The organism is Acrocarpospora catenulata, assembly GCF_018476525.1.
Classification (GTDB): Bacteria; Actinomycetota; Actinomycetes; order Streptosporangiales; family Streptosporangiaceae; genus Acrocarpospora; species Acrocarpospora catenulata.
Genome location: NZ_JAHCST010000004.1, coordinates 181,216 through 203,257, shown reverse-complemented (window position 1 = coordinate 203,257; position 22,042 = coordinate 181,216). Strand labels below are relative to the sequence as shown.

Sequence of the window (22,042 nt, the reverse complement as noted above, 5' to 3'; positions counted from 1 at the left end):
GTGGCCCGCCTGACTCAGGCGGGCCACGTTTCACGTCATACGGTTACGGCCAGCGAGGAGGCATCTGGTCCCGTTCTGCGGGAAGCGGGTTGGTGAACACCCAGAACGGGTCATTACCGAGTCTCCGCATTTGTTGGTAGAAGAGACCCAACTGGTTGCCTGATTTGCGGTTGTCAGAGTAACCGATATACCTGGCTGAGAAGTTTCCGCCGGACGACAACGACCCTTCTTTTGTGCTGGCGAACGGGAACTCGTCGCAGTCCAGCCCCTCTTCCTTCGGCTTTACACTGGGCCACTTCTCCCGGCATTTACTGATCGAATATGCTCTGTTTTTCGAGATTGTCCCACTCGGCGCCTCATCTGGATCCTCCAGACCGGGCACGGCGCCATCGACGATGCGATGAAGGACGCCATGAGGTGCGCGACCGGGGACCTTTTTTCCGCTCATTATCGGATAGGTCCACTCGGTATGATAGTACGCATCCCAAACGTGTTTGGCCGATTCCTTTATGCCGGCAATCCTGGTTGCGTCGAATATCAGCACCGGGCTGACATCGGTAAGGACACAGCCACCGGTGTACTTCTCGATCAGGGCTGCGGTGTCACATCTGATGACCGGGTGCTGAATAGAAATGTCCCGCGAAACGTCACCACCAGGGGTAGTGATGGTTCTGGGTGAAGCGAAGCTCAGGGTGGGGATGATCGTGCATTCGCTTAACAGACTCCTTCCCGTTCCGAGGCTCTTGGGGGCGCGGATAGTCCATTCCGCCTCGGCGTTGGTTACCCACTCGGTGAAGAGTGCATTCTTGCCAGGAGTCCCGTTGTGCTGGGGGCCATCGTTGACCTGACATTTGCTGCTCACGGCGATGCCCGCTCTGAGAGTCATCGGGGTGAAGTATGACAGGTCGCCTCGGTAGCGAACACCGGTGATCCGCCACGTGAAAGTGATGTCACGACTGTTCTTCCCCGATGGCCTATCGGTCTCGGCGTTGGCTGATCCTGCCTTGCCCCCGGCATAAGTGTAGATGCGGGCAGCGAGGTTGAACTCGACTTGGCCCCGAAATTCCTCACTGATTACTTCGCCCGTCCTCGCATTCGTCACCAATTTGTAAACCGGAAAACCGTATCCTTTTGCGGCGCACCAGTTGTAGGGGTTGGTGGTGTGGCCTACCGCCCATGTCCCCCCGGGTCGCTCCCGTTTGACCTGGGCCAGCAGGTCGGTGTAGCACGTGCTCCAGTCGACCCGGTAGTAAGGGAAGGTCTTGGGCGCCGCAGCCGCGACCGTATCTCCGCTGGAGAGTCCGGCCGGTGGCGTCCTGTCCACACCGGCGACGGTTTTCTCCTCCCGGACGGCCATGCTTTCCCAGCCAGACCATGGCCCTGCGGTGCTGCCGATTACCGCGCGGCTGCGCCAGCGTACCTTCCACCCATCTTTCAGTTTTCCTTCAGGGACCTGGGCGATTCCCGTTCCCGTAGCAGGGACGTTGGGCGCGGATCCGGACCAGATAAGGCCTCTGCCTTGTGACCGCTCCTTTGGATCATGTTCGACATGGAACTCTACTGTGGCATTGCGGTGTAACGGATCGGCCACCCTCGCAATGAGTTGGGGTGTGGTGGACGTAACGACCTCGGCGCCTTTTTGATCGACCGATCGGGTCCAGGCCTTGCTCACGTTCGGTGTGACTTCGGAGGCTTTAGCAGTAGCCGGATAATTCGACTTGGCACTCATCCAGGAGAACACCGCGAATGACCAGGAGAATGGCTGCATGACATTGCCCGCCGCATCTCGTGCTCCGCTGACATCAGCGTAGTAGATGAAGTCCAGTGGGTCATGCGGGGTGAACGTGAGCACCGTACCGGCGGCGTTCATCGACATACTGCCCGGAACCTCGCTTTCGGTGAACACGTCCACCAACGAGAGGCTCGCATTGGTCACAGATTCGCTGAAGGTCACTCGAACCTGTGTATTGGGCGACACGTTCTCGGCCCCGTCGGCTGGAGTGACCTCGACGACGGTGGGAGGAGTTGTGTCGGTTCCGGGACCCGGGGTCGGAGTGGACGTCGAGGTCGGACTGGGAGCAGTGCCATCGACGAATTTCACCGTTAGCCGGGGCGGGCGTGTAGCAGGCTCGGCCTCGCTGGCTTCCCAGCCGCGATCATATTCGGGAGCGGAGGCGGACTCGTCGGCCCCGCGTAACACCAGGCCGTAGTTACTCTGACCAGACGCCCAACTCTGTACGATCTCGGTTAACGGCCAGCTCCAGACAGCGGAGTCATCAGCCGGTGTCGTTCCAGAGCATTCACCAGGATCTCTGGTTGATACTTCACCACCGGTCGTGGCAGCGGGCTGATTATTCCAGTTGAGAGTACCGGCGCTCCACACTGCGGTTACCCGCTGCGCCTTGATGCCTGATGCGCTGTTACCACAGCCGTAGGCCTGTGTGTTCCACAGCTCCAGCTTCGCATCGGTGATGGTCTTGCCGACCAAGGACGAAGTATCGAACTTCAGATACGTTCGCTCGATGATCTGGCTGGATTCGTAGCGGTATGTACCAGCCCACAGAGTAGATCCGTCGGCTTCCACCGAACCCCAACTGTCGATCCACATGTCCGTTTGGAGCGGTAACGAAACCTCTTGCTCGGTCGGTGATTCCGTGGGAGTGGGCGTCGGGCTTGCCGAGGCTCCTGCCGTGGTGAAAGACCAGATGTATGGAGCGGCAAGGACATTGCCCTCGGCATCCTGAGCTCCATTCACTTCCACCGTATAAGCGGTGTTCGCCGCAAGAGGTTGGCTTGGTGTGAATACGATCGTCTTTTCTTCGCCGGCCATGGCGGATTCCCCGGGCACCGTCGCCCCATCCTCATTCTTGACACTGACCGACACCCCCGACACCGGCTCGTCGAAGGTCGCCTGGATGATGGTGTCAGTGCCGACTTCGGTGGCTGTAGCCAACGGAACCGTGTCAATGACGGACGGCGGCGTTTGGTCAGGAGTTGGATCCTCCTCTTCTGGGACCAAATCGTCAGGGTTGACTTCGTAAGTGTCGGTCGCCTGCTCCATGAGAGCCTGGACCTGTTCCGGTGTCACCTCAGGAGCTGCTGGTGGGCCGGAGTCGATTTCCAGCTGTCCGGCAATCGCGTCCTCGTACGAGATTGGCCCTTCGATGGTAAGATTATCGAGTTCTGTGGGAATTACGACATCTTGTTCAATTACGTCCGGTTCATAGTCAATGATCAGAACGGGGCCGCGGGGAGTGGCGGGGTAGGTTTCATAGCCACCGTATTCGGACGAACGGTACCAGCGCCAGTTCTGGCTCACGGTTTCGCTGGCCGAGCTGAACTGAACGCCGCGGTGAGGTGTACCGTTCATCCAGCTTTGGACCATCTGTTCGATCGAATACCACAGTTCGCCTTCGCCCTCTGGACAGCTGATTTCGTCGTAGGCACCCTTGATGCCCACCTGTCCCGTTGAGGTCACGGAAGGTTGATTGGCCAAGGTCAGGCTGGAGACGGTCCAGTCGCCAGTGATCATTCGCGCTACGATGCCGGGACTGATGTTGTCATCGCACGTGTGGGATCGGTGGTTCCACAGCCGTAAGTCGCCGTTGATGACGGTGCCGCCCAACAGCTCATCCGGGAAATCGAAGCGGACATAGCCACGCCAGGTGACCGTCCCGGAGTTAGACCGCCCGGCGATTATCCGGTCCAACGAGCTGTTGCTCAAACCGCTGGGATAGCTGTGGCTGACGAAGGTGTCAGCGGGGACGCCAGCACCAACCCAGGTGTCGGAGGCCGTCATCACGGTAACGGGGTAGGTCACAGCAGGGTCAGCGAGGAAGTCGGCCTTCGCGGTCAACACCACGGTGTCGCCCTGGGCCGTCTGTTCAATGCTCGCGGAAGCGCTTCCTACCCTGCCGCTCTCGGGGTCAGCCATCGCCTTGGCGTCGATCATGGTCGCGCCGGGCAGGTCCACGAGTTTTCTGCCGTCGTTGCTCAGCACCGATGGGGTGGATCGCTTGTCGAACTTCAGTCCATTGGGCAGATCGACCGGGACTCTCAGCTTGAGGTCCTTTCCGGGGCGTTGGCGGATCACGATCTCCTGCCGGAACCCCGTAGGCGTGACGGTGATGACTAGATCAGCGTTGGCCCCGTACGCGTTACGGTAAGTTGCCGTGTTGCCCTTCAGCTCTACCTTCGGCAGCTTGTTTGGAGCGGCTATGACTGCCCAGCCCTGCTCGCCCTTGATTTTGATGAGTTGGGTGTCACCACCCGGGGACAACATCAGGTCGCTCTGGGCCACCTTGGGCCGGATGAGACCGCCCTCTTCCACCAACGTGGTGTCGATCGCGTGCCAGGTGCCGTCTTTCTTGATCCGAATCGGTGCGGAGTGCACCTCGGTGTGGAGCGTCTTTCCGTCGGGATTGGCGAACGTGGTCGCGGTTTCCGATCGATAGCTCTCGATCTCGATTCGCTTGTTCTGTCGCTTCGCCTCCTGCTCCGCGATGCTCACCGGGTTGTTCGGGCTTCCCGTGGCCATCGCCGTGGATGGAGAAGGTGGCTCAGCGACGGCGGGGACGGGAACGATCAGGGATGCGGCCAGGCTTGCCGCGACCACGAGCCTGAGCTGACGGTAGCGATGACGTAACGTTCCATGATCTCGGGAAATTGGATCCACCCCGACCTTCCTTCTGATCACTGTGGAATATCGAAGCGATCTTCACATTTGATCCACAAGGAAGTAAAGAGCGATTTGACATGCTCTGCGCCCGAGGTGCGGTCAGTCCACATACTGGCTGATACGCTCAATCACGTTGCCCAGGACCACCAGTCGCATGTAACTCGCCCGGTCCGGTACGTGCAGACCTCGCGCCATCCGTGCGGACGACCGCGCAGCCTCCGTAGGGAGGGGCTCCAGCGTGCGGTCCAAGACGAGCAGGGCCTTGCCTGCGAGGGTTAGCCGTTCCGCCTCAAGTCCGTCACCGAGCAGCTTCGCCTGTTCCATCAGCGCCCCGGCATCCTGGATCAGGAGTTCGCGCAGCCTTTCGCGTTCTCCGGTGGAGCGCTCACCATGGTCGAGCAGCCTCAGCACCTCTTCTGCCAGCGGATCCTCGATCGCCGCGATCGCGATCACTGTGACCGCGACCTGCCTGGTAACAGCTGCCGCCATGCTGGGCGACGGGTCGGCGAGGATGCGCGCGAACTCCGGCTCGTCCAAGAAGGGCGCACGCGGATAGCGGTAGGCGAACGGGACGAGTTCGTCGGGGAGCGGGTTGACGATCTTGAAGACGTACCGTGGATGGCGCAGCCAGTCGGGTATGAGGAGGGCTCCGCTGAGCCTCTCGCCCAATGCCAGAGAGCGGGCCTTGAGTTCCGGAACCGTCAGTCCCGCACGCAGGCCGACCTCCCGGAGAAGCGGGTCCAACGCTGAGGGATCCGCCCCGGTCCGCCCCTCAACCTCGACAAGATCGAAGGTGGTCCGCACCACACCGTCCACGGCGTAACTGACAGCACTGTCCAATTCGACGTTCCAGTAGACGCTGAAGGCCCGTGTGCCGACGGACAGCGCCTCCATGACGACGCTTCTAGACCCCTGGAATCCACCGGGTTCGAGCGCGACCGTCCAGTCGCCGACTGCGACGAGTTGAAGCAACTCGGCTGGATACTCCTCCTCCAGTTCCTCGATATCGTCCTCATCGGCCCACAGCCCCGTCTCGACGTCGGCACCGAACCGACGGGCGACCTCATCGAGATCGTGCTCCTCGCACCAGGTGAGGCAGAACTGGGACGGCAGGCCAGCCTTAACCAACTCGGCATATTTCGTGTCCGCGGGATGCACCCGTCCCCCTTCGCTGGCAGATAAGGATCCTCATATACCACCTCGCTGTTGGATCTGCCGGATCGCCATGCCCTCGCGATCCGGCAGCCCGCCTACGAACTGCCGAACAACGACCAGAGCGCACAGAGCGGCCAAGGCCATGGGCCCAACGTGTCAATCCAGCTTGTAAGCCTGCATGGAGTCGGCGAGTTGGACGGCCAGCTCTTCCGCGTCGAGGCGGCGTTCGATGGCCTTGAGGTCTTCGATTTTGGCGGCGAGTTCGGGGTTGCGGGCGGCGAGGAGGGTGCAGCAGTCCTCGTCGGGGAGTTCGGAGATTTGGAGGGTGCCGATTCGGCGGGCTTCGGCGATTACCTCGCGTTTGTCGAGGCCGATGAGGGGGCGGAGGATCGGGAGGTCGGTGGCGCTGTTCTGGGCGACGATGTTGGCCATGGTTTGGGAGGAGACCTGGCCGAGGGAGTCGCCGGTGATGAGGGCGCTGGCCTTCTGGCGGCGGGCCACCTCGGCGGCGGTCTTGAGCATCAGGCGGCGCTGGGCGATCATCGCGAGGCGGTCCTGGCCGGAGGCGCGGATGGACTGCTGGGCCTTGCCGAAGGGGACGACCCAGAGCCGGGATCTGCCCTGGAAGGCGTCGAGGCGGCGGGCCAGCGCGTACGCCTTGTAGATGGACTCGGTGGTGGTGAACGGGATGCCGGAGAAGTGCAGGAAGTCCACCCGGACGCCGCGGCGCATCATGCGGTAGGCGGCGACCGGCGAGTCGATGCCGCCGGACATCAGCGCCACGCCGCGACCGCTGGAGCCGACCGGCAGCCCGCCCTGGCCGGGGCGGCCGTCGGTGAAGAGGAAGACCTCGTCCCTGTCCACCTCGACGAAGACGGTGAGTTCGGGGTTCTTCAGGTCGACGGGCAGGCCGTAGGCGTCGGCGAGTTCGCCGCCGACCAGGTGGTCGAGTTCGTTGGAGCGGAGCGGGAAACGCTTGTCGCGGCGGCGGGAGCGGACCGCGAAGCGGGCCCGCCTGGCGACCTCGGGGGTCTCCCTGACCAGTTCCAGCGCGGCCTTGACCACCACGGACGGCTCCTTGGCCACCCGCCAGGCCAGGTGCACCAGCACGATGCCGGGCACCTCGGCCACCCGGGTGGCGATCGTCTCGGCCACGTCCACACCGGTGCCCGCGGGCAGGAAGATCGCGATCACGCCGTGCCGCTGCCGGAGATCGACCTCGTGGTCCTTGAGCGCGAACTTGATGTTGGCCCGCAACCGCTGCTCGAAGACCTCGCGATTCCGCCCTTTCAGGACGATCTCCCCCAGCTTGAGCAGCACACAGGGCTCGCCCAGCGCGGTCATGGTCATCGCGGCAGTCCTCCGAGGGGTGTGACGGTCCCCGGCCAGGGGGCGCGCGACGGGACCAAACCCGGACCTCGACCCGAATTCAGAACCCCAGAACTCGCGTCTGCGCTGAGCCGAGGGAGTTCCCGGCCATCGGCAACACGGGAACCCATCCACTCTAGTCACCCGTCGAGGTCGGCCAAACCCTTCTCGATCGCGTACCTGACCAGTTCCACCCGGTTGTGCAGCTGAAGTTTGCTGAGCGTGTTCTGCACGTGGTTCTGGACCGTGCGGTGGGAGAGCACCAGGCGCTCGGCGATCTGCCGGTAGGACAGGCCCTTGGCGACCAGCCGGAGCACCTCGGTCTCCCGGTCGGTCAGGCGGGGGCCGTCGTCCTCGGGGGTGGTGGCGGGCCGCGCGGCCAGGCGCCGGTACTCGCCGAGCACGAGCCCGGCCAGGCCGGGCGTGAAGACCGCGTCTCCGTCGGCGGTGCGCTTGACGGCGTCCAGGAACTCCTCCCGGCTCGCCGATTTCACCAGATATCCGGACGCGCCAGCCTTGACCGCCTCCAGGACGTCGTCCTGCTCGCCACTGGCCGACAGGACCAGCACCCGCGGCGGATGCTCGGAGGCTCCCAGCCCCCTGGCCACCTCCACCCCGGGCAGATCCGGCAGCTGCAGATCGAGCACCACCAGCTCGGGCCGGACCGCCGCCGCGATGCGCAGCGCCTGGCGGCCCTCCCCGGTGGTGGCGACGATCTCGTACCCGGCCTCGGCGAGGTCGCGCGCGACACCTTCCCGCCACATCGGGTGGTCGTCCACCACCATGACCCTCATGCCAGTCACGATAGCCCCGAGGGCACCGACATCTCGATCTCCGTGCCGTCCGGGGAGGACAGGATGGAGACCGTGCCGCCGAGATCGGCGATCCGGCCCTGGATGGACTGCGAGACGCCCAGCCGTCCCTCCGCCGCCGCCTCGGCCAGCCGGCCCTCGGGGATGCCGGGCCCGTCGTCCCGCACGGTCACGATCGCCCGCTCCCCCGCGTCCTCCACCAGGATCCAGGCCCGCGCCCGCGGTCCGCAGTGCCGCCGTACGTTGTCCAGCGCGTTGCCCACCGCGGCCACCAGTTCCTCCACGGTACGGCGGGGCAGGGTGACAGGTTCGGCGGGCGTGGCCACGGTGACCCGGGCGGAGCCGTACCGGCGGAGGGCGTCGGACAGGTCGGCGAGGTCCTGCGGCGCCGCCGAAGCGGGGCGGCGGGCCGGTATCAGCCGCCGCCGGGGGGCGCGCTCGGGGCGGGGCCCGGAGCGGACCAGCTCGCGGAGCACGGCCTCCTGCTCCCCCGCCAGCCGTCCCAGCTCGGCCGCCTCCCCGCCGATCTCCGCGCCGCGCCGCTGCACCAGCGCCAGCACCTGGAGCACCGAGTCGTGGATGCCCCGGGCCAGCCGCTCCCGCTCCCGTCCGGCGGCCTCGATCTCCACCGCCCGCTGCATGCGCGCCTCGGCCTGCTTGGCCAGCTGGGCCACGTGCCCGATGACGACCCCGGCCATGAAGAGCAGCACGGCGCCGTTGACGGGCACCGTCGCCAGGTCGAAGCCAGGCGCGCGCAGCCACAGGTCCGCCGCGGACACCAGGGCCGCGGACACCGCCCCGGCCCGCCGTCCCTTGTGCACGCCCCAGGCCAGCACCGGCGCGGCCACCCAGGTGGCGGTGATCGGCATGGTGCCGGGGGTGGCCAGCGACCCCTGCACGTACGGCGTGGCCAGCAGGCACCCGACGGCCGTGAGCAGGTCCAGCACCAGCAGCGGCCAGCCGCGCACACCCGGTTGCGCGTAGGCCAGGGTGGCGATCCCGGTCCAGAACGCCATCACCCCGATGACGATCCATCCGGTCACCGGGTGCGCGTACCCGCCCGCCCGGAGCAGCAGCACCGCCGCGTACACCACGGAGGCGATCCGGAAGACCGCGATGGCCCGCCAGAACGGCCCTTCGATGCCCATCGGCGCGCCTCCCCCTACCGGTTGCCCAGAAGTATGACAAAGGCCGGTCACGTCGCCGCGACTAAGAGTCCCAGCGTGAAAGTCCCACGAACTGAAAACGGCCCGCGCTCCAATGCGCGGGCCGTATCCGGACGGGGCCGATCAGCCGCAGAAGGCTCTCAGCCCAATAAACCTTTAGCCGAAGAAGACCTCGGCCTCCTCGTAGCGGTGCGGCGGGACGACCTTGAGCTCGGCCGTGGCGGCGTCCAGGCCGACGCGGACGATCTCGGTGCCCTGGAGGGCGACCATCTTGCCCCAGTCGCCGTCGTGCACGGCGGTGATCGCACCCAGGCCGAAGCGGGTGGCCAGCACCCGGTCGTACGCGGTCGGAGTGCCGCCGCGCTGGATGTGGCCGAGCACGGTGGTGCGGGCCTCCTTGCCGGTGCGGCGCTCGATCTCGGCGGCCAGCCGCTCGCCGACGCCGCCGAGCCGCACGTGGCCGAAGGCGTCGAGCTCGCCGGTCTGGACGGCCATCTGGCCCTCGATCGGGTGGGCGCCCTCGGCGACCACGATGATCGGCGAGTACTTGGTCTTGAAGCGGGACTCCACGTACTCGCAGACCTTGTCGATGTCGAACGGCTTCTCCGGGATGAGGATGACGTTCGCCCCGGCGGCCATGCCGGCGTGCAGCGCGATCCAGCCCGCGTGGCGGCCCATGACCTCGCAGATCAGCGCGCGGTGGTGGGACTCGGCGGTGGTGTGCAGCCGGTCGATCGCCTCCATGGCGATGTTGACGGCGGTGTCGAAGCCGAAGGTGTAGTCGGTGGCGTTCAGGTCGTTGTCGATGGTCTTGGGCACGCCCACGACCCGCACGCCGCGGTCGTAGAGCTGCTTGGCCACGCCGAGGGTGTCCTCACCGCCGATGGCGATCAGCGCGTCCACCTCGTGCGACTCAAGGTTCTCCTTGATGCGCTCGACGCCACCTTCGATCTTTATCGGGTTGGTCCGGGACGAGCCCAGGATCGTGCCGCCGCGCGGCAGGATGCCACGCACGGCCTTGGTGTCCAGGGTCATGGTCTCGCCTTCGAGCGGACCGCGCCAGCCGTCCCGGAATCCGACGAACTCGTGGCCGTAGACCCCTTCACCCTTCCGCACCACGGCGCGGATCACCGCGTTCAGGCCGGGACAGTCCCCACCGCCGGTGAGCACTCCAATACGCATGTCGGGTTCCTCCATATGTGTTAACGCGGCCAGACTGGGTCAGGACCCTGCCGGAGGCATTCTGCCTCCTGCTGACAACAATGGTCTAGACCATAAAGTGAGGCTACGTGGGTGTTTTGGCCATAGACGCTGGTACGACCGGGGTGACCGCCCTCGTGGTGACCGAGGACGGGCGTGTCGAGGCCCGCGGCTACGCGGAGTTCGCTCAGCACTTTCCGGCTCCCGGGTGGGTCGAACACCGGCCCGAGGAGATCTGGCGGGCGACGCTCGCAGCCTGCCGTACCGCGCTTGACCAGGCAAGCACCGTACCCCGGTGCGTCGGTCTCACCAACCAGCGGGAGACGGCGGTGCTCTGGGACCGGGACACGCTGGCCGCGCCGCGACCGGCGATCGTCTGGCAGGACCGGCGTTCCGCGGCCATCTGCACCCGGCTCCGGGAGGCCGGGCACGAGCCGCGTGTGACGGAACTCACGGGATTGCGGCTGGACCCTTATTTCACCGGAACCAAGCTCACCTGGCTGGCCGAGCACGAGCCGGTGCCCGGCGACCCGGCGATCGGCACGGTGGACTCCTACCTCATCGCGCGGCTCACGGGCGGCGCGCGGCATGTGACCGATCCGTCCAACGCGTCACGGACCCTCCTGTACGACATCACGACCGGGACCTGGTCGCAGGAGCTCTGCGAGCTCTTCAAGGTTCCATTCCACGCCCTCCCGGAACTGGTCCCCAACTGGGGGGAGGTCGGACGGACCGATCCGGACGCCTTTCTCGGCCTGGACCTGCCGATCAGCGGGCTGGCCGGCGACCAGCAGGCGGCGCTGTTCGGGCAGACCTGCTTCTCCCCCGGCGACGTCAAGTGCACCTACGGCACCGGCTCGTTCGTGCTGGTCAACACCGGTTCAGAGCAGGTGCGCTCGGAGGCGGGACTGCTCACCACGGTCGCCTGGGAGGACCCGTCGGGTGCCCGCACGTACGCGCTGGAGGGCGCGATCTTCGTCACCGGCGCTGCCGTGCAGTGGCTCAGGGACGGTCTTGGCGTGATCGCCTCGGCGGCCGAGTCTGAGGAGCTGGCGCGCTCGGTGCCGGACTCCGGCGGGGTGGTGTTCGTGCCCGCGCTGACCGGTCTCGGCGCCCCGCACTGGGACCCAAGGGCGCGGGGCACGATCCTCGGGCTGACCCGGGGCAGCACCCGGGCCCACCTGGTGCGGGCCACCCTGGAGGCGATCGCCTTCGAGGTGCGGGACATCGTGGCCGCGATGGACATCACGATCATGAAGGCGGACGGCGGCGGCAGCGCCAACGACCTGCTCATGCAGATCCAGGCCGACCAGCTGGGCATCCCGGTGGAGCGGCCGGTGGTGCAGGAGACGACCGCGCTGGGGGCGGCGTTCCTGGCCGGTCTGGGCACCGGGGTCTGGTCCTCGCCGGAGGAACTGCGGGACACCTGGAAGCTGGACCGGCGGTTCGAGCCGGGGCAGGCCGACGGCGCCGCCTACGAGCTGTGGCGGCGCGCCGTCGAACGCTCACGCGAGTGGGTCTGAGCCGGGGTAGGGGTCAGGGTCCGGGTCCGCGATCACGCAGGTGGGCGAGCCGACCTTGAGCTCGTCCCCGGTCGGCTCGGGAATGCCGTCCCGGAGGGCGAACACGGTGACCTGCCCCGACCCCTGATTGGCCACATACAGATATTTCCCGACAAATCCGAAATGCCGGGGCCAGTCGCCGCCGGTGGGGACCTCCGCCAGCGAGGTCAGCGTGGCCGGGTCGAGGACGGTGATCGTGTTGGGGCCGCGGTTGGCCACGTAGAGCAGGCCGTTGTGGAGCTCCAGGTGCGAGGGGTAGTTGCGCACCCCCGCCACCGCGCTCGCCGCCGCCGCGCCCGTCTCCCGCCAGTCCAGGTCGTACGCCCTGACCTGGCCGTCCAGCTCGCCTGCCACGTACCAGGCGGTGCCCGAGCAGGCCAGGTGGCGGGGGCCGCTGCCCGGCGTGAGCCGTACCGGGGGCAGGACGTCGATCCGGTCCCGCACCCGGTAGCGCCGGATCTCGTCGGCGCCCAGGTCGGTGACGTGCAGCACTCCGTCGGGGCCGAAGACGGCCTGGTGGGCGTGGGGGCCCAGCTGGCGGTCGAGGTCCGGGCCGGAGCCGTCGCCCGCGAAGGCCAGAGAGGGGCCGTCGAAGCGGCCTTCGTCGTCCAGCCGGTGCAGGCTGACCACGCCGTCGGCGTAGTTGGCGACCGCGAGCCACTCCCCGGCGGGGTCCACGGCCAGGTGGCAGGGCGAGGCGCCGCCGGTGGGTCGGGAGACGGTGAACCGGCCGCCGGCGAAGAGGGTGACGGTGCCGGCCTCGACCTCGCTCACCGCGTACAGGAGTGAAAGTTTCGGATGGCCGGCCAGGAAGGAGGGACCGGCGGCGGGGATGGTGCCGACCACGGTCAGAGCCCCGTCCGGGCCCTGCTCAGCCACGGTGATGCCGGATCCCGAACCCCCGGTCTCCGGTGTATAACCGCCGATGTGAATCGCCACGCCACACTCCTTGATCGGACCGACAGGCCCGCACCATAGCCCACCGCCGGAACATTTCGGTGTATCGTTGCCCCAGTCAATGATTCCATTGAGGAGAGCAATGGATATGGTCGCGGAGGTCCGGGCATTCAACCGCTTCTACACGGCGGTGATCGGCATGCTCCGGTCCGGGATGCACAACTCGCCCTACTCGCTCACCGAGGCACGCGTGCTGTTCGAGCTCAACCGCCACGATGCCGACCGGGACGCCGGCCGGGAGGACGGCGAGGTCGAGGTAGGCGAGATCAAGCGGGAGCTCGGGCTGGACGGCGGCTACCTGAGCCGGGTGCTGACCCGGCTGGAGGGCGACGGCCTGGTCCGGCGGGAGCGCTCGGTCGCCGACGCCCGGCGCCAGGTGGCCGCGCTCACCCCGCAGGGCCGGGAGACCTTCGCCCAGCTGGACGAGCGCTCCGACGCCGAGGTGCGGACCCTGCTGGACGGGCTGGCCGAGGAGGACCGCGCCCGCCTGGTCGGCGCCATGGCCGCCATCCGTGAGATCCTCGGCGAGCGCCCCCTCCCCCTGCCGTACGTGCTGCGCCCGCCGCGCCCCGGCGACCTCGGCTGGGTGGTGCACCGGCACGGCGCCCTGTACGCCAGGGAGTACGGCTGGGGCCCCGACTTCGAGGCGCTGGTGGCCCGGATCAGCGCCGACTACCTGGACCATCTCACCGACCCCGGCCAGGCCGGCTGGATCGCCGAGGTGGACGGCCGCCGGGTCGGCTGCGTCTTCTGCGTGCGCAAGTCGGATACCACCGCCCAGCTCCGGCTGCTGCTGGTGGAGCCCTCGGCCCGGGGCATGGGCATCGGCGCCCGTTTGGTCCAGGAGTGCCTGGCCTTCGCCAGGGACGCGGGATACCGCGACATCATGCTGTGGACCAGGGACAACCTGACCGCCGCCCGGCGGATCTACGACGGGGCGGGGTTCAAGCTGACCGGCGCCGAGCCCGGAGCGGGGTTCAACGAGGAGTACTGGGAACGGCCGCTCTAGGTCCGGAACGGCCCGGTCACCTCGTAGGTCACGCCCGAGCGGTTGGAGCCCGTGGTGCCGCGCTGGGAGGAGAAGTAGAGGCGGTCGCCCTCCGGGGAGAAGGCCAGCCCGGTGATCTCCGACTTGCCGTGGCCGACCAGCCGGAGGAACGGGCTCACGATGCCGTCGGCGGTGATGATGTTGATCTCCATGTTGCCGCCGTCCTCGGCCACGAACAGGTCGCCGGAGCGGCTCACGTACACGTTGTCCACGCCGTTCAGCGGGGCGTCGGCGTCGTACAGGACCGACAGCCGGCGGTTGTCGGCGTCGTAGGCCCAGACCCGGTTGTCGCCCTTGGTGGTGAAGTAGCAGAAGCCGCCCGAGTAGTAGCAGCCCTCGCCGCCGTTGAAGCGCAGCGCGCCCTCCACCTGGTCCCGGGTGGGCTCGTCGGTGGCGGCGGGGTTGGGCACCCGGCGCCAGCGCACCGGGCCCGGACCGTCGCCGACCATCACCTCCAGCACGCCCGTGGTCAGGTCGCCCCAGTCCTGCGGGCGGAACCGGTAGAAGCAGCCGGTGGGCTCGTCCTCGGTCAGGTAGACGACCTCACGGTCCGGGTCGCAGGCGGCGGCCTCGTGCTTGAACCGGCCCATGGCCAGCCGGGGGGCGGCGGCGCGGTAGCCGTACGGGTCGCACTCGAAGACCCGGCCCCGGGCGGTCTCCTCGCAGGAGAGCCAGGTGTTCCAGGGGGTGGCGCCGCCGGCGCAGTTGCGGTCGGTGCCGGACAGGATGCGGTAGCCGGTCTTGATCGTGCCGTCCGGGCCGAACCGGAGCGCGGAGACGCCGCCGATCACCGGGACCTCGGAGTTGGAGACGTAGATCCAGCCGTCGCCGTCGGCGAAGCAGGCCCCGCCGTCGGGGGCGGGATGCCAGGTCAGGCCGCCGACGCGCTCCCCAGAACGGCCGACCACCCGGCTGGTGAAACCCTTGGCCAGGCGGATGGAGTTGACGTCGGGCGTCTGGAGCTCGCCGTAACCCACCGGGCCGAGGGCGCTGGTCGTGGTGCTGGTCGCCGGGGTGGGACGCGGCCCTGACGCAGGGGCGGGAGCCGAGCAGGCGGACCGCCAAAGAGAGCCGGTGAGCGCGGCGAGAGCCCCCGAACGGACGAACGTGCGGCGCAACATAATCTCCTCCCACTACGGCACGCTACGCGCCACGAGAGTCGCCAGTCGATCGAACCCGCATGAACACCCGGGGAATCCGCACGGTTCTTGCGCTCAAACTTTGCGCAAACCGTCGGACGCGTGGCGGTGAACGGCTTCTACCGTGATCCCTCGATGATCAGCACCCTCTCCGCACCCACCATCACCAGGCGTAAGGCCCTGGTCTTCCTCGACCCGGACGAGCCGGGACGGCCCTCGCCGGAACGCCGTCTGGTCAGCGCGCTGCGCGGCTGCGGCTTCGAGGTCCAGGCGCAGCCCAGCAGGGACAGCCTGGACCACCGGCGGCTGGACGACTTCCTGGCGGCAGGCAGGCCCGGCGACCTGCTGCTGGTGCGCTGGCCGCGCACCGCCGGGTGGCGCGGCGCCGACTTCACCGCGCTGATCAGCCGGTTCGGGGCCACCGCGGGGAACTCCGAGGCGGCCGCGCTGCTGATGCTGGTGGACTTCGGCTGGATCGGCAGCGTCAGCGAGGACGAACCCGCGGTCAGCGCGCTGCTCACCCCGGCGGGGGTGGCCGCCGCCGCCCTCACCACCGGCCTGGCCGTCGGCGCCGAGGTACGGCCGGGCAGCCCGTCGCTGACCGACGTGGTGGCCGGGGGCCTGCTGGCGGGCGAGGCCGACCTGGACCGGGACGGCGTGATCACGGTCGGCGACCTGCTGGCCCACGCGCTGGCCGTGTTCGGCGAGGACGCCGAGTTCCAGCCGCACCTGTTCACCTCGGCCGAGGGCCTGGGCATCCCGGTGGCGGTCCCCGCCGCCAACGGGCCGGAAAGCCTCCCGCCCGAGCTGGCCCCGCTGCTGGAGCGGCTCGGCGCCGGACCCGCCGCGCCGGACCGGCTGGTCACCCGGGTGTACGACGAGCAGCTCGGCCCCGCCGCCCAGGCCCTGCTCCGGCGGGCGGCGCTGCTGGGCGAGGACGAGGAGCTCACCCCCGAGGTGGCCCAGCTGCTGGTGGGCGAGACGGCGGCGCGCGAGGAGCTGGCCGGGTGGCGGCTGCTCGGCCGGGGCACCCCGTTCGCGCATCCGAGCGTGGCCGAGGTCGGGCGGGCGCTGCTCACCCCCGCCGAACAGGACGAGGCCGGCGGCGTGCTGCGCCGCTGGCGGGCCGGACGGCGCAGCATGCCGCCGCGGGCCCGGCTCACCTCCGACCGGTGGACCATCGACGACGAGCTCGGCCACCGGGTGTACGCGGAGGCGGTGGCCGCCTTCATCCGCCATCCGGAGACCCGGCCGCCGCTGACCATCGGGATCAAGGGTCCGTGGGGCACCGGCAAGACCTCGCTGATGCGGATGATCCAGAACGATCTGGACCCGGGGGCGGCCACCGGGTCACCCGGTCCCATCCGGCTGCCCAGGCCGCTGCCCGCGCGGCCGCCGTCCCCGCTGCTCGCCCTGGTCACCCGGTTCTGGCCCCGGGCGGCGGCGACGCCGGACCGGGTCACCAACGCGGAGGTCCGCACCTGGGCCAAACGACCGCCGGAGCCGCTGCCGGAGGGCGTGCCCGGGATGACCGGGTGGCGGCCCACCGTGTGGTTCAACCCGTGGATGTACCAGAACGGGGAGCAGATCTGGGCCGGGCTGGCCCACGAGATCATCACCCAGGTCACCGAGCGGCTGCCCCGGGGAGAGCGGGAGCGGTTCTGGCTCCGGCTCAACCTGGCCCGGGTGGACCGGGAGGCGGTGCGCCGCCGCGCCTACCGGCTGATCGTGCTGCGCCTGGCCCCGGCCCTGCTCGGGCTGGCCGGGGCGCTGCTACTGGCGGGGGCCTCCCTGATGGCCAGCCCGCTGCTGCCCGCGCTGGAGGGCGGCGCGGCCGTCATCGCCTCGGGGGGCGCGCTCGGGGCCGTGGTCACCGGCTGGGTACGGCTGGCGCGGTTCCTGACCGAGTCCGCGGACACCGCGTTCACCACGCTGGTCCGGCCGCCCGACCTGTTCGCGCCCGCCCCGGAGTTCGCCGCCGACCTGGTGAGCGAGCCCGGTTACCGGGCGCGGGCCGGTTTCCTGCACCTGGTGCAGACCGACATGCGGCACGTGCTCGGGCTGGTGGCCTCGGTGGAACGGCCGCTGGTGGTGTTCGTGGACGACCTGGACCGGTGTTCGTCCAGCACGGTGGCCCAGGTGATCGAGGCGATCAACCTCTTTCTCGCCGGGGAGTTCCCGGACTGCGTGTTCCTGCTGGCCATGGAGCCGGAGGTGGTGGCGGCGCACGTGGAGCAGGCGTACCGGGAGCTGGCCGAGGCCATGCCGGAGAGCCTGCGGGAGGGGATCGGGTGGCGGTTCCTCGAGAAGATCGTGCAGCTGCCGCTCTCAGTGCCGTTGCTGGACGACGACACCGAACTGCCCTCGTACGTACGGGCGCTGATGGGGGTGCACGAAGCGCCCAAGGTGGCGATCCCGGAACCGCGGGCCGCCACCGGGGGCGCCCTGGACCACGAGCTGGTGGCCCGGATCGAACGGGCGATCCGGGCCCGCCGCCCGCGGGCCGGCACGCTCGACGCGATCGCCCGCGCGGCGCAGGAAGGACTGGGCGCCACTCCCGGGGAGAAGGCCCTCGGCGGCCTTTCTGTGGAGACCAGGGCCGCCGCCGACCGGGTCTTCGACGACCTCTACAGCGACGAGAACGCCTACCGCGCCATCGAGGCGGCGCTCCCCGCGCTGTCGGCCAGCAATCCCCGGGAGCTCAAGCGCTATGTGAACGTCTTCCGCTTCTACTCGTTCGTGACCTACCGCCAGCAACTGGCCGGCGCCCGCCCGGCCACCGACGCCGAGGTCGCCAAGCTGGCCGCCCTCGCCGTCCGCTGGCCGCAGCTGCTGTCGGTGCTGGCCAGGGAGTGCCCGCAGGGCGGGACGGTGCTCGGCGTGCTCGAACGGGCGGCCGGGACGGGCGAGTTCGGCGAGGCGTCGCGGAAGGTACTGCCAGGACCGGCCGAGGCGAGCCGGTGGGAGCCTCTGCGCTCCCTGCTCGCCTCGGACCCGCCCATCGCCGAACTGGCCAGACGCCTGCTTTAGCGCTGGGCCTGGAACATCCAGTGCTGCTCTTCGAGCTTCTCGGTGATGGAGATCAGCAGGTCCTGGGTGACCGGGTCGGGACGCTCGGTGGCCTCGATGCGCTCCCGCATCCGGCGGATGATCGACTCCAGGATGTCGGTCATCACGGCGATGACCTTGCCGTCCTCGATCGCGCCGGCGTCCAGGTGCGGCACGTGGCTGTCGTGGGCGACGGTGGCCGCCCGCCCGTCCGGATGGACGCCGATGGCCGCGGCGCGTTCGGCGACCGCGTCGGCGTACTTGCGGGCCAGTTTGACGATGTCGTCCAGCTGCAGGTGGATGGAGCGGAAGAACCGTCCGGTCACATTCCAGTGGGCCTGCTTGGCGAGCAGCGCCAGATCGATGAGTTCGACCAGCGCGCCCTGCAGGGCGGTACCGGTGATCTTCTTGTTCTCGGGAGTCAGAAGGCTGGTTATCGGAGCCATAAAGCGAATTCCTCCCATCGAGATGGACTGTTAGGTACAACCCGAAACCTGGGACACCTCTTCCGAAGTTGACACTGTCATCGTGACAGTGTCATTGTGAGGGTATGGACGAGACCTGGACCATCGGCGAGCTGGCCGAGCGCGCGGCAGAGGTGCTGGGCACCGAGGCGCGCGTCAACGGCCGGGTCCGCGATGTGCCCAACGAACGCCTCATCCGGTGGTACGCCACGATCGGCCTGCTCGACCCGCCCCTGGCCCGGCGCGGCCGGGTCGCCCTGTACGGCCCGCGCCACCTGCTCCAGCTGGTGGCGGTCAAACGCCGCCAGGCGGCCGGCCGGTCCATCGCGGACATCCAGCTCGAACTGACCGGAGCACCCAACGCAACCCTCCAGACGATCGCGAATCTCCCCAACGCGGATCTCTCCGACCCCAGCTACCCGCCTGAACCCGAACATGCCTCCCCACCCTCCCTGGAACGTTTCTGGGCCGCGGCTCCCACCCGCGCACCCGCCACCCGCGCCGAGGTGAACTCCGCGGAGCCCCCCTCCGTACGGGCGCCATCCGTACCGGCGCCAGAAGCCACCCTGATGCACGGTGTGCGGATTGCCCCAGGAGTGGCCCTGGTCCTGGACGGTGCCACCCGGGCACCGTCGCAGACCGACCTGGCCGCCGTGACGGTCGCCGCGCAGCCCCTCCTGCGCGCGCTGGCCGACCTGGGCCTGATCACCCCACCAGCAGTCACCGCTTCCGAAGGGACACCGTCATGACCGTTCCGATCACTCCGCTCCGGCCGGAGGCCTGCGTGCCGGTCACCGGCGCGGGGCTCGGCGCGCTGGAGACCGAGAAGGGCAACCTGCCGCTGGAGAGCGTCGAGGTGACCGCGACGATCAGCGGCCTGACCGCCGGGGTGCTGGTCGCGCAGGGGTTCCGCAACCCCTACGAGGTCGCGCTGGAGGCGACGTACGTGTTCCCGCTGCCGCCGCGGGCCGCCGTCACCGAGTTCACCATGGAGGCCGACGGCCACGTGGTGGAGGGCCTGCTCAAGGAGCGCGGGGAGGCCAGGGCCGACTACGACCGCGCCCTGGCGGAGGGCCGCCGCGCGGCCATCGCCGAGGAGGACCGGCCGGACGTGTTCGCCATCCGGGTCGGCAACATCGTGCCCGGCGAGCGGGTGACCGTGCGCCTGGCGCTCAGCCAGCCCCTGCCGTACGAGGACGGCTCGGCCGAATTCCGCTTCCCGCTGGTGGTCGCCCCGCGGTACATCCCCGGCGCACCCCTGGACGGCGCCCCGTCCGGATCCGGCGTCGCACCGGACACCGACGCCGTCCCCGACGCCTCCCGGATCACCCCGCCGGTCCTGCTGCCCGGCTTCCCCAGTCCGGTACGGCTCGCGCTGACCACCGTCATCGACCCGGCCGGCCTGGCCCTGCGCGAGATCCAGTCCAGCCTGCACACGGTGGACACGGCCGAGGGGGAGACGGTCACCGTCAGCCTCCGGCCGGGTGAGCGGCTGGACCGGGACTTCATCCTGCGCTTCGGGTTCGACGCCTCCACCTCGCTCGCGCTCGCCCCGGACGAGGAGGGGACCGAGGGCACCTTCGCGCTGACGGTCATGCCGCCCGCCGACGTGACGGCGCTGCCGGCGCCCCGCGACGTGGTACTGCTGCTGGACCGCTCCGGGAGCATGGGCGGCTGGAAGATGGTCGCCGCCCGCCGGGCCGCCGCGCGGATCGTGGACACGCTGACCTCGCGGGACCGTTTCGCGGTGCTCTCCTTCGACCACGTGGTGGAGCTCGCCTTCCCCGGCGAGGGGCTGGTGGCGGCCACCGACCGCAACCGCTTCCGGGCGGTCGAGCACCTGGCCCGGCTGAACGACCGGGGCGGTACCGAGATCCTCGCCCCGATGGAGATGGCGCTGGACCTGCTCGCCGACCGGGAACGGGACCGGGTCATGGTCCTGGTCACCGACGGGCAGGTAGGCAACGAGGACGAGATCGTGGAACGGGTGGGGGCCCGGGTCGACGGCATCCGCGTCCACGCGGTGGGCATCGACCGGGCGGTGAACGCGGGCTTCCTCGGGCGGCTGGCGCTGCTCGGTTCCGGGCGGTGCGAGCTGGTCGAGTCGGAGGACCGGCTGGACGAGGCGATGGAGCACATCCACCGCCGGATCGGCTCCCCGCTGGTCACCGACCTGACCCTGGCCGGTCTCGACCTCGACCTCGCCGAGGAGACCGTCAGCCATGTCGGGTCCTTCTACCCCGGGGTTCCGCTCCAGGTGTGGGGCCGGTACCGGGGCACCGGGGCCGAACCGGCGATCGCCGTACGGGGGACCTCGGCGGAGGGCAAGCCGTGGGAGCAGACCATCGCGGGGCGGACCGTCCAGGCGCCCTCGATCCGCGCGGTCTGGGCGCGGGGTGAGCTCCGGCGGCTGGAGGATCGGTACACGATCGGCGCCCGGCAACTGGAGCCGGAGATCGTCCGCGTCTCGCTCCGCTACGGCGTGCTCTGCCGGTTCACCTCGTTCGTGGCCGTGGACTCCCGGGTGGTCGCCGACGGCAGGCCGGAACACCACGTGATCCAGCCGGTCGAGCAGCCGTCCGGCTGGGAGCCGATGTCGCCGGTCGCTGCGGGAGCCGCCCCGGCCGCCGCGCCCATGATGATGCGTGCCGCCTTCGCCGCCGCCGACGAGGGGTTCGGCGAAGCCGCCCTGCCCCCGAGCGCCCCGCCCCCGGCGCCTGCGGCGGCGCCCAAGCCCCGGCCCGCGGGGCGCCCGGGCGCCCCGTTCGCGGCCCAGGCGTTCCCGGGCCAGGCGTTCCCGGCCCCGATGTCTCCGCCGCCCCCGCCGGTGGCCCAGCCGGCCGCCGAATCGGCCGGCCCAGGCTCCCGCAAGCGGTCCGGCGACGTCCTCCTCCCCCACCCCGGGCGTGAGCAGGCCGTGCGTCCGCCCCTGAACGGCGCGCGCGCCCTCCTCGTCGAGGAGCTCGCCCGGCTGCGCGCCGCGGGCACCCGGCCCGACCCCGAACGCCGCCGCTACCTGTCCGATCTGGCCAGCCGCCTCAAGGTCCTCGCCCAGATGGCGAGCAACCACCCCGACCTGCTGACCCTGGCCTCCGAGCTCCAGTGGGCGGAACGGCCGGACTTCGACCTTCCCCGCCTCTGGCAGCACACGCTGGATGTCCTGACCCGGCTGACCGAGGACACCACTCCAACCCCGGTGGCCCCGCCTTCCCGGACCCGCCGCCCCTTCTGGAAACGCTGATTCCCACTATTCAGGGACCCCGAGTTTCGGGGTCCCTGACCATTTATCGACGTCTATTTATCGCCCCCCACATTTCCCAGCATATTTCTGCATAGTGGGAAATTTCGGGACAATGTGGGCGAGTGATGATTGTTTGCCTGTCCCGCGAGTGGAGTTGAGATTTACCGACAAGGGGTGGGGTATCCCCTGGCATGCATCAATAGA

General features: G+C 69.0%; 14 protein-coding genes. 5 read left to right on the top strand and 9 right to left on the bottom strand.

The genetic code is table 11. The features are described from left to right. Nucleotides 1–43: 43 nt before the first annotated feature. The 6 genes from KIP79_RS06110 to KIP79_RS06085 form a co-directional block, all read right to left on the bottom strand. Nucleotides 44–4,675, bottom strand: coding sequence for a DNRLRE domain-containing protein (locus KIP79_RS06110; RefSeq protein ID WP_214103665.1), 4,632 nt, complete (start codon nucleotides 4,673–4,675; stop codon nucleotides 44–46). Nucleotides 4,676–4,777: 102 nt separating this feature from the next. Next, nucleotides 4,778–5,836: a DUF6461 domain-containing protein gene (locus tag KIP79_RS06105; RefSeq protein WP_214103664.1), complete on the bottom strand. Its 1,059-nt coding sequence runs from the start codon at nucleotides 5,834–5,836 to the stop codon at nucleotides 4,778–4,780. Between the two features lie 153 nt (nucleotides 5,837–5,989). Then, nucleotides 5,990–7,183 carry a tRNA uracil 4-sulfurtransferase ThiI gene (gene thiI / locus KIP79_RS06100; protein ID WP_214103663.1) on the bottom strand — a complete coding sequence of 398 codons (1,194 nt, stop codon included), beginning with the start codon at nucleotides 7,181–7,183 and terminating at the stop codon, nucleotides 5,990–5,992. Between the two features lie 158 nt (nucleotides 7,184–7,341). Then, nucleotides 7,342–7,995, bottom strand: coding sequence for a response regulator (locus KIP79_RS06095; protein WP_214103662.1), 654 nt, complete (start codon nucleotides 7,993–7,995; stop codon nucleotides 7,342–7,344). 5 nt (nucleotides 7,996–8,000) lie between these two features. Then, nucleotides 8,001–9,161 carry a MacS family sensor histidine kinase gene (macS, locus tag KIP79_RS06090; RefSeq protein ID WP_214103661.1) on the bottom strand — a complete coding sequence of 387 codons (1,161 nt, stop codon included), beginning with the start codon at nucleotides 9,159–9,161 and terminating at the stop codon, nucleotides 8,001–8,003. A gap of 174 nt (nucleotides 9,162–9,335) precedes the next feature. Continuing rightward, nucleotides 9,336–10,361, bottom strand: a complete 1,026-nt coding sequence (locus tag KIP79_RS06085; protein ID WP_214103660.1) for a 6-phosphofructokinase — start codon at nucleotides 10,359–10,361, stop codon at nucleotides 9,336–9,338. A 107-nt stretch (nucleotides 10,362–10,468) separates the two neighbouring features. Here KIP79_RS06085 and KIP79_RS06080 point away from each other — a divergent pair, with 107 nt between their 5' ends. Beyond that, nucleotides 10,469–11,902, top strand: coding sequence for an FGGY family carbohydrate kinase (locus tag KIP79_RS06080; protein ID WP_214103659.1), 1,434 nt, complete (start codon nucleotides 10,469–10,471; stop codon nucleotides 11,900–11,902). On the opposite strand, the gene KIP79_RS06075 is transcribed toward KIP79_RS06080, so the two are convergent. Further along, nucleotides 11,885–12,880: a lactonase family protein gene (locus tag KIP79_RS06075; RefSeq protein WP_214103658.1), complete on the bottom strand. Its 996-nt coding sequence runs from the start codon at nucleotides 12,878–12,880 to the stop codon at nucleotides 11,885–11,887. The genes KIP79_RS06080 and KIP79_RS06075 overlap by 18 nt on opposite strands. A gap of 100 nt (nucleotides 12,881–12,980) precedes the next feature. Between KIP79_RS06075 and KIP79_RS06070 the strand changes: the two genes are divergently transcribed. Next, nucleotides 12,981–13,907: a bifunctional helix-turn-helix transcriptional regulator/GNAT family N-acetyltransferase gene (locus tag KIP79_RS06070; protein WP_214103657.1), complete on the top strand. Its 927-nt coding sequence runs from the start codon at nucleotides 12,981–12,983 to the stop codon at nucleotides 13,905–13,907. Here the strand turns inward: KIP79_RS06070 and KIP79_RS06065 are convergent. Next, the gene (locus tag KIP79_RS06065; RefSeq protein WP_214103656.1) at nucleotides 13,904–15,067 is read right to left on the bottom strand and encodes an alkaline phosphatase PhoX; all 1,164 of its coding nucleotides are present in this window, start codon (nucleotides 15,065–15,067) and stop codon (nucleotides 13,904–13,906) included. The genes KIP79_RS06070 and KIP79_RS06065 overlap by 4 nt on opposite strands. Nucleotides 15,068–15,187: 120 nt before the next feature. Here KIP79_RS06065 and KIP79_RS49220 point away from each other — a divergent pair, with 120 nt between their 5' ends. Then, nucleotides 15,188–18,115 carry a P-loop NTPase fold protein gene (locus KIP79_RS49220; protein ID WP_214103655.1) on the top strand — a complete coding sequence of 976 codons (2,928 nt, stop codon included), beginning with the start codon at nucleotides 15,188–15,190 and terminating at the stop codon, nucleotides 18,113–18,115. On the opposite strand, the gene KIP79_RS06055 is transcribed toward KIP79_RS49220, so the two are convergent. Continuing rightward, entirely contained in the window at nucleotides 18,112–18,579 is a 468-nt protein-coding gene (locus KIP79_RS06055) for a Dps family protein (RefSeq protein WP_214103654.1), read from the bottom strand. The genes KIP79_RS49220 and KIP79_RS06055 overlap by 4 nt on opposite strands. A 104-nt stretch (nucleotides 18,580–18,683) precedes the next feature. On the opposite strand from KIP79_RS06055, the gene KIP79_RS06050 reads away from it, so the two are divergent. Together KIP79_RS06050 and KIP79_RS06045 are read left to right on the top strand one after the other, a co-directional pair. Beyond that, entirely contained in the window at nucleotides 18,684–19,346 is a 663-nt protein-coding gene (locus KIP79_RS06050; protein WP_214103653.1) for a MerR family transcriptional regulator, read from the top strand. After that, on the top strand, nucleotides 19,343–21,838 hold the full coding sequence (locus KIP79_RS06045) for a VIT domain-containing protein (RefSeq protein ID WP_214103652.1): 2,496 nt from the start codon (nucleotides 19,343–19,345) through the stop codon (nucleotides 21,836–21,838). Before KIP79_RS06050 ends, KIP79_RS06045 begins: the two co-directional genes overlap by 4 nt. Nucleotides 21,839–22,042: the final 204 nt, after the last annotated feature.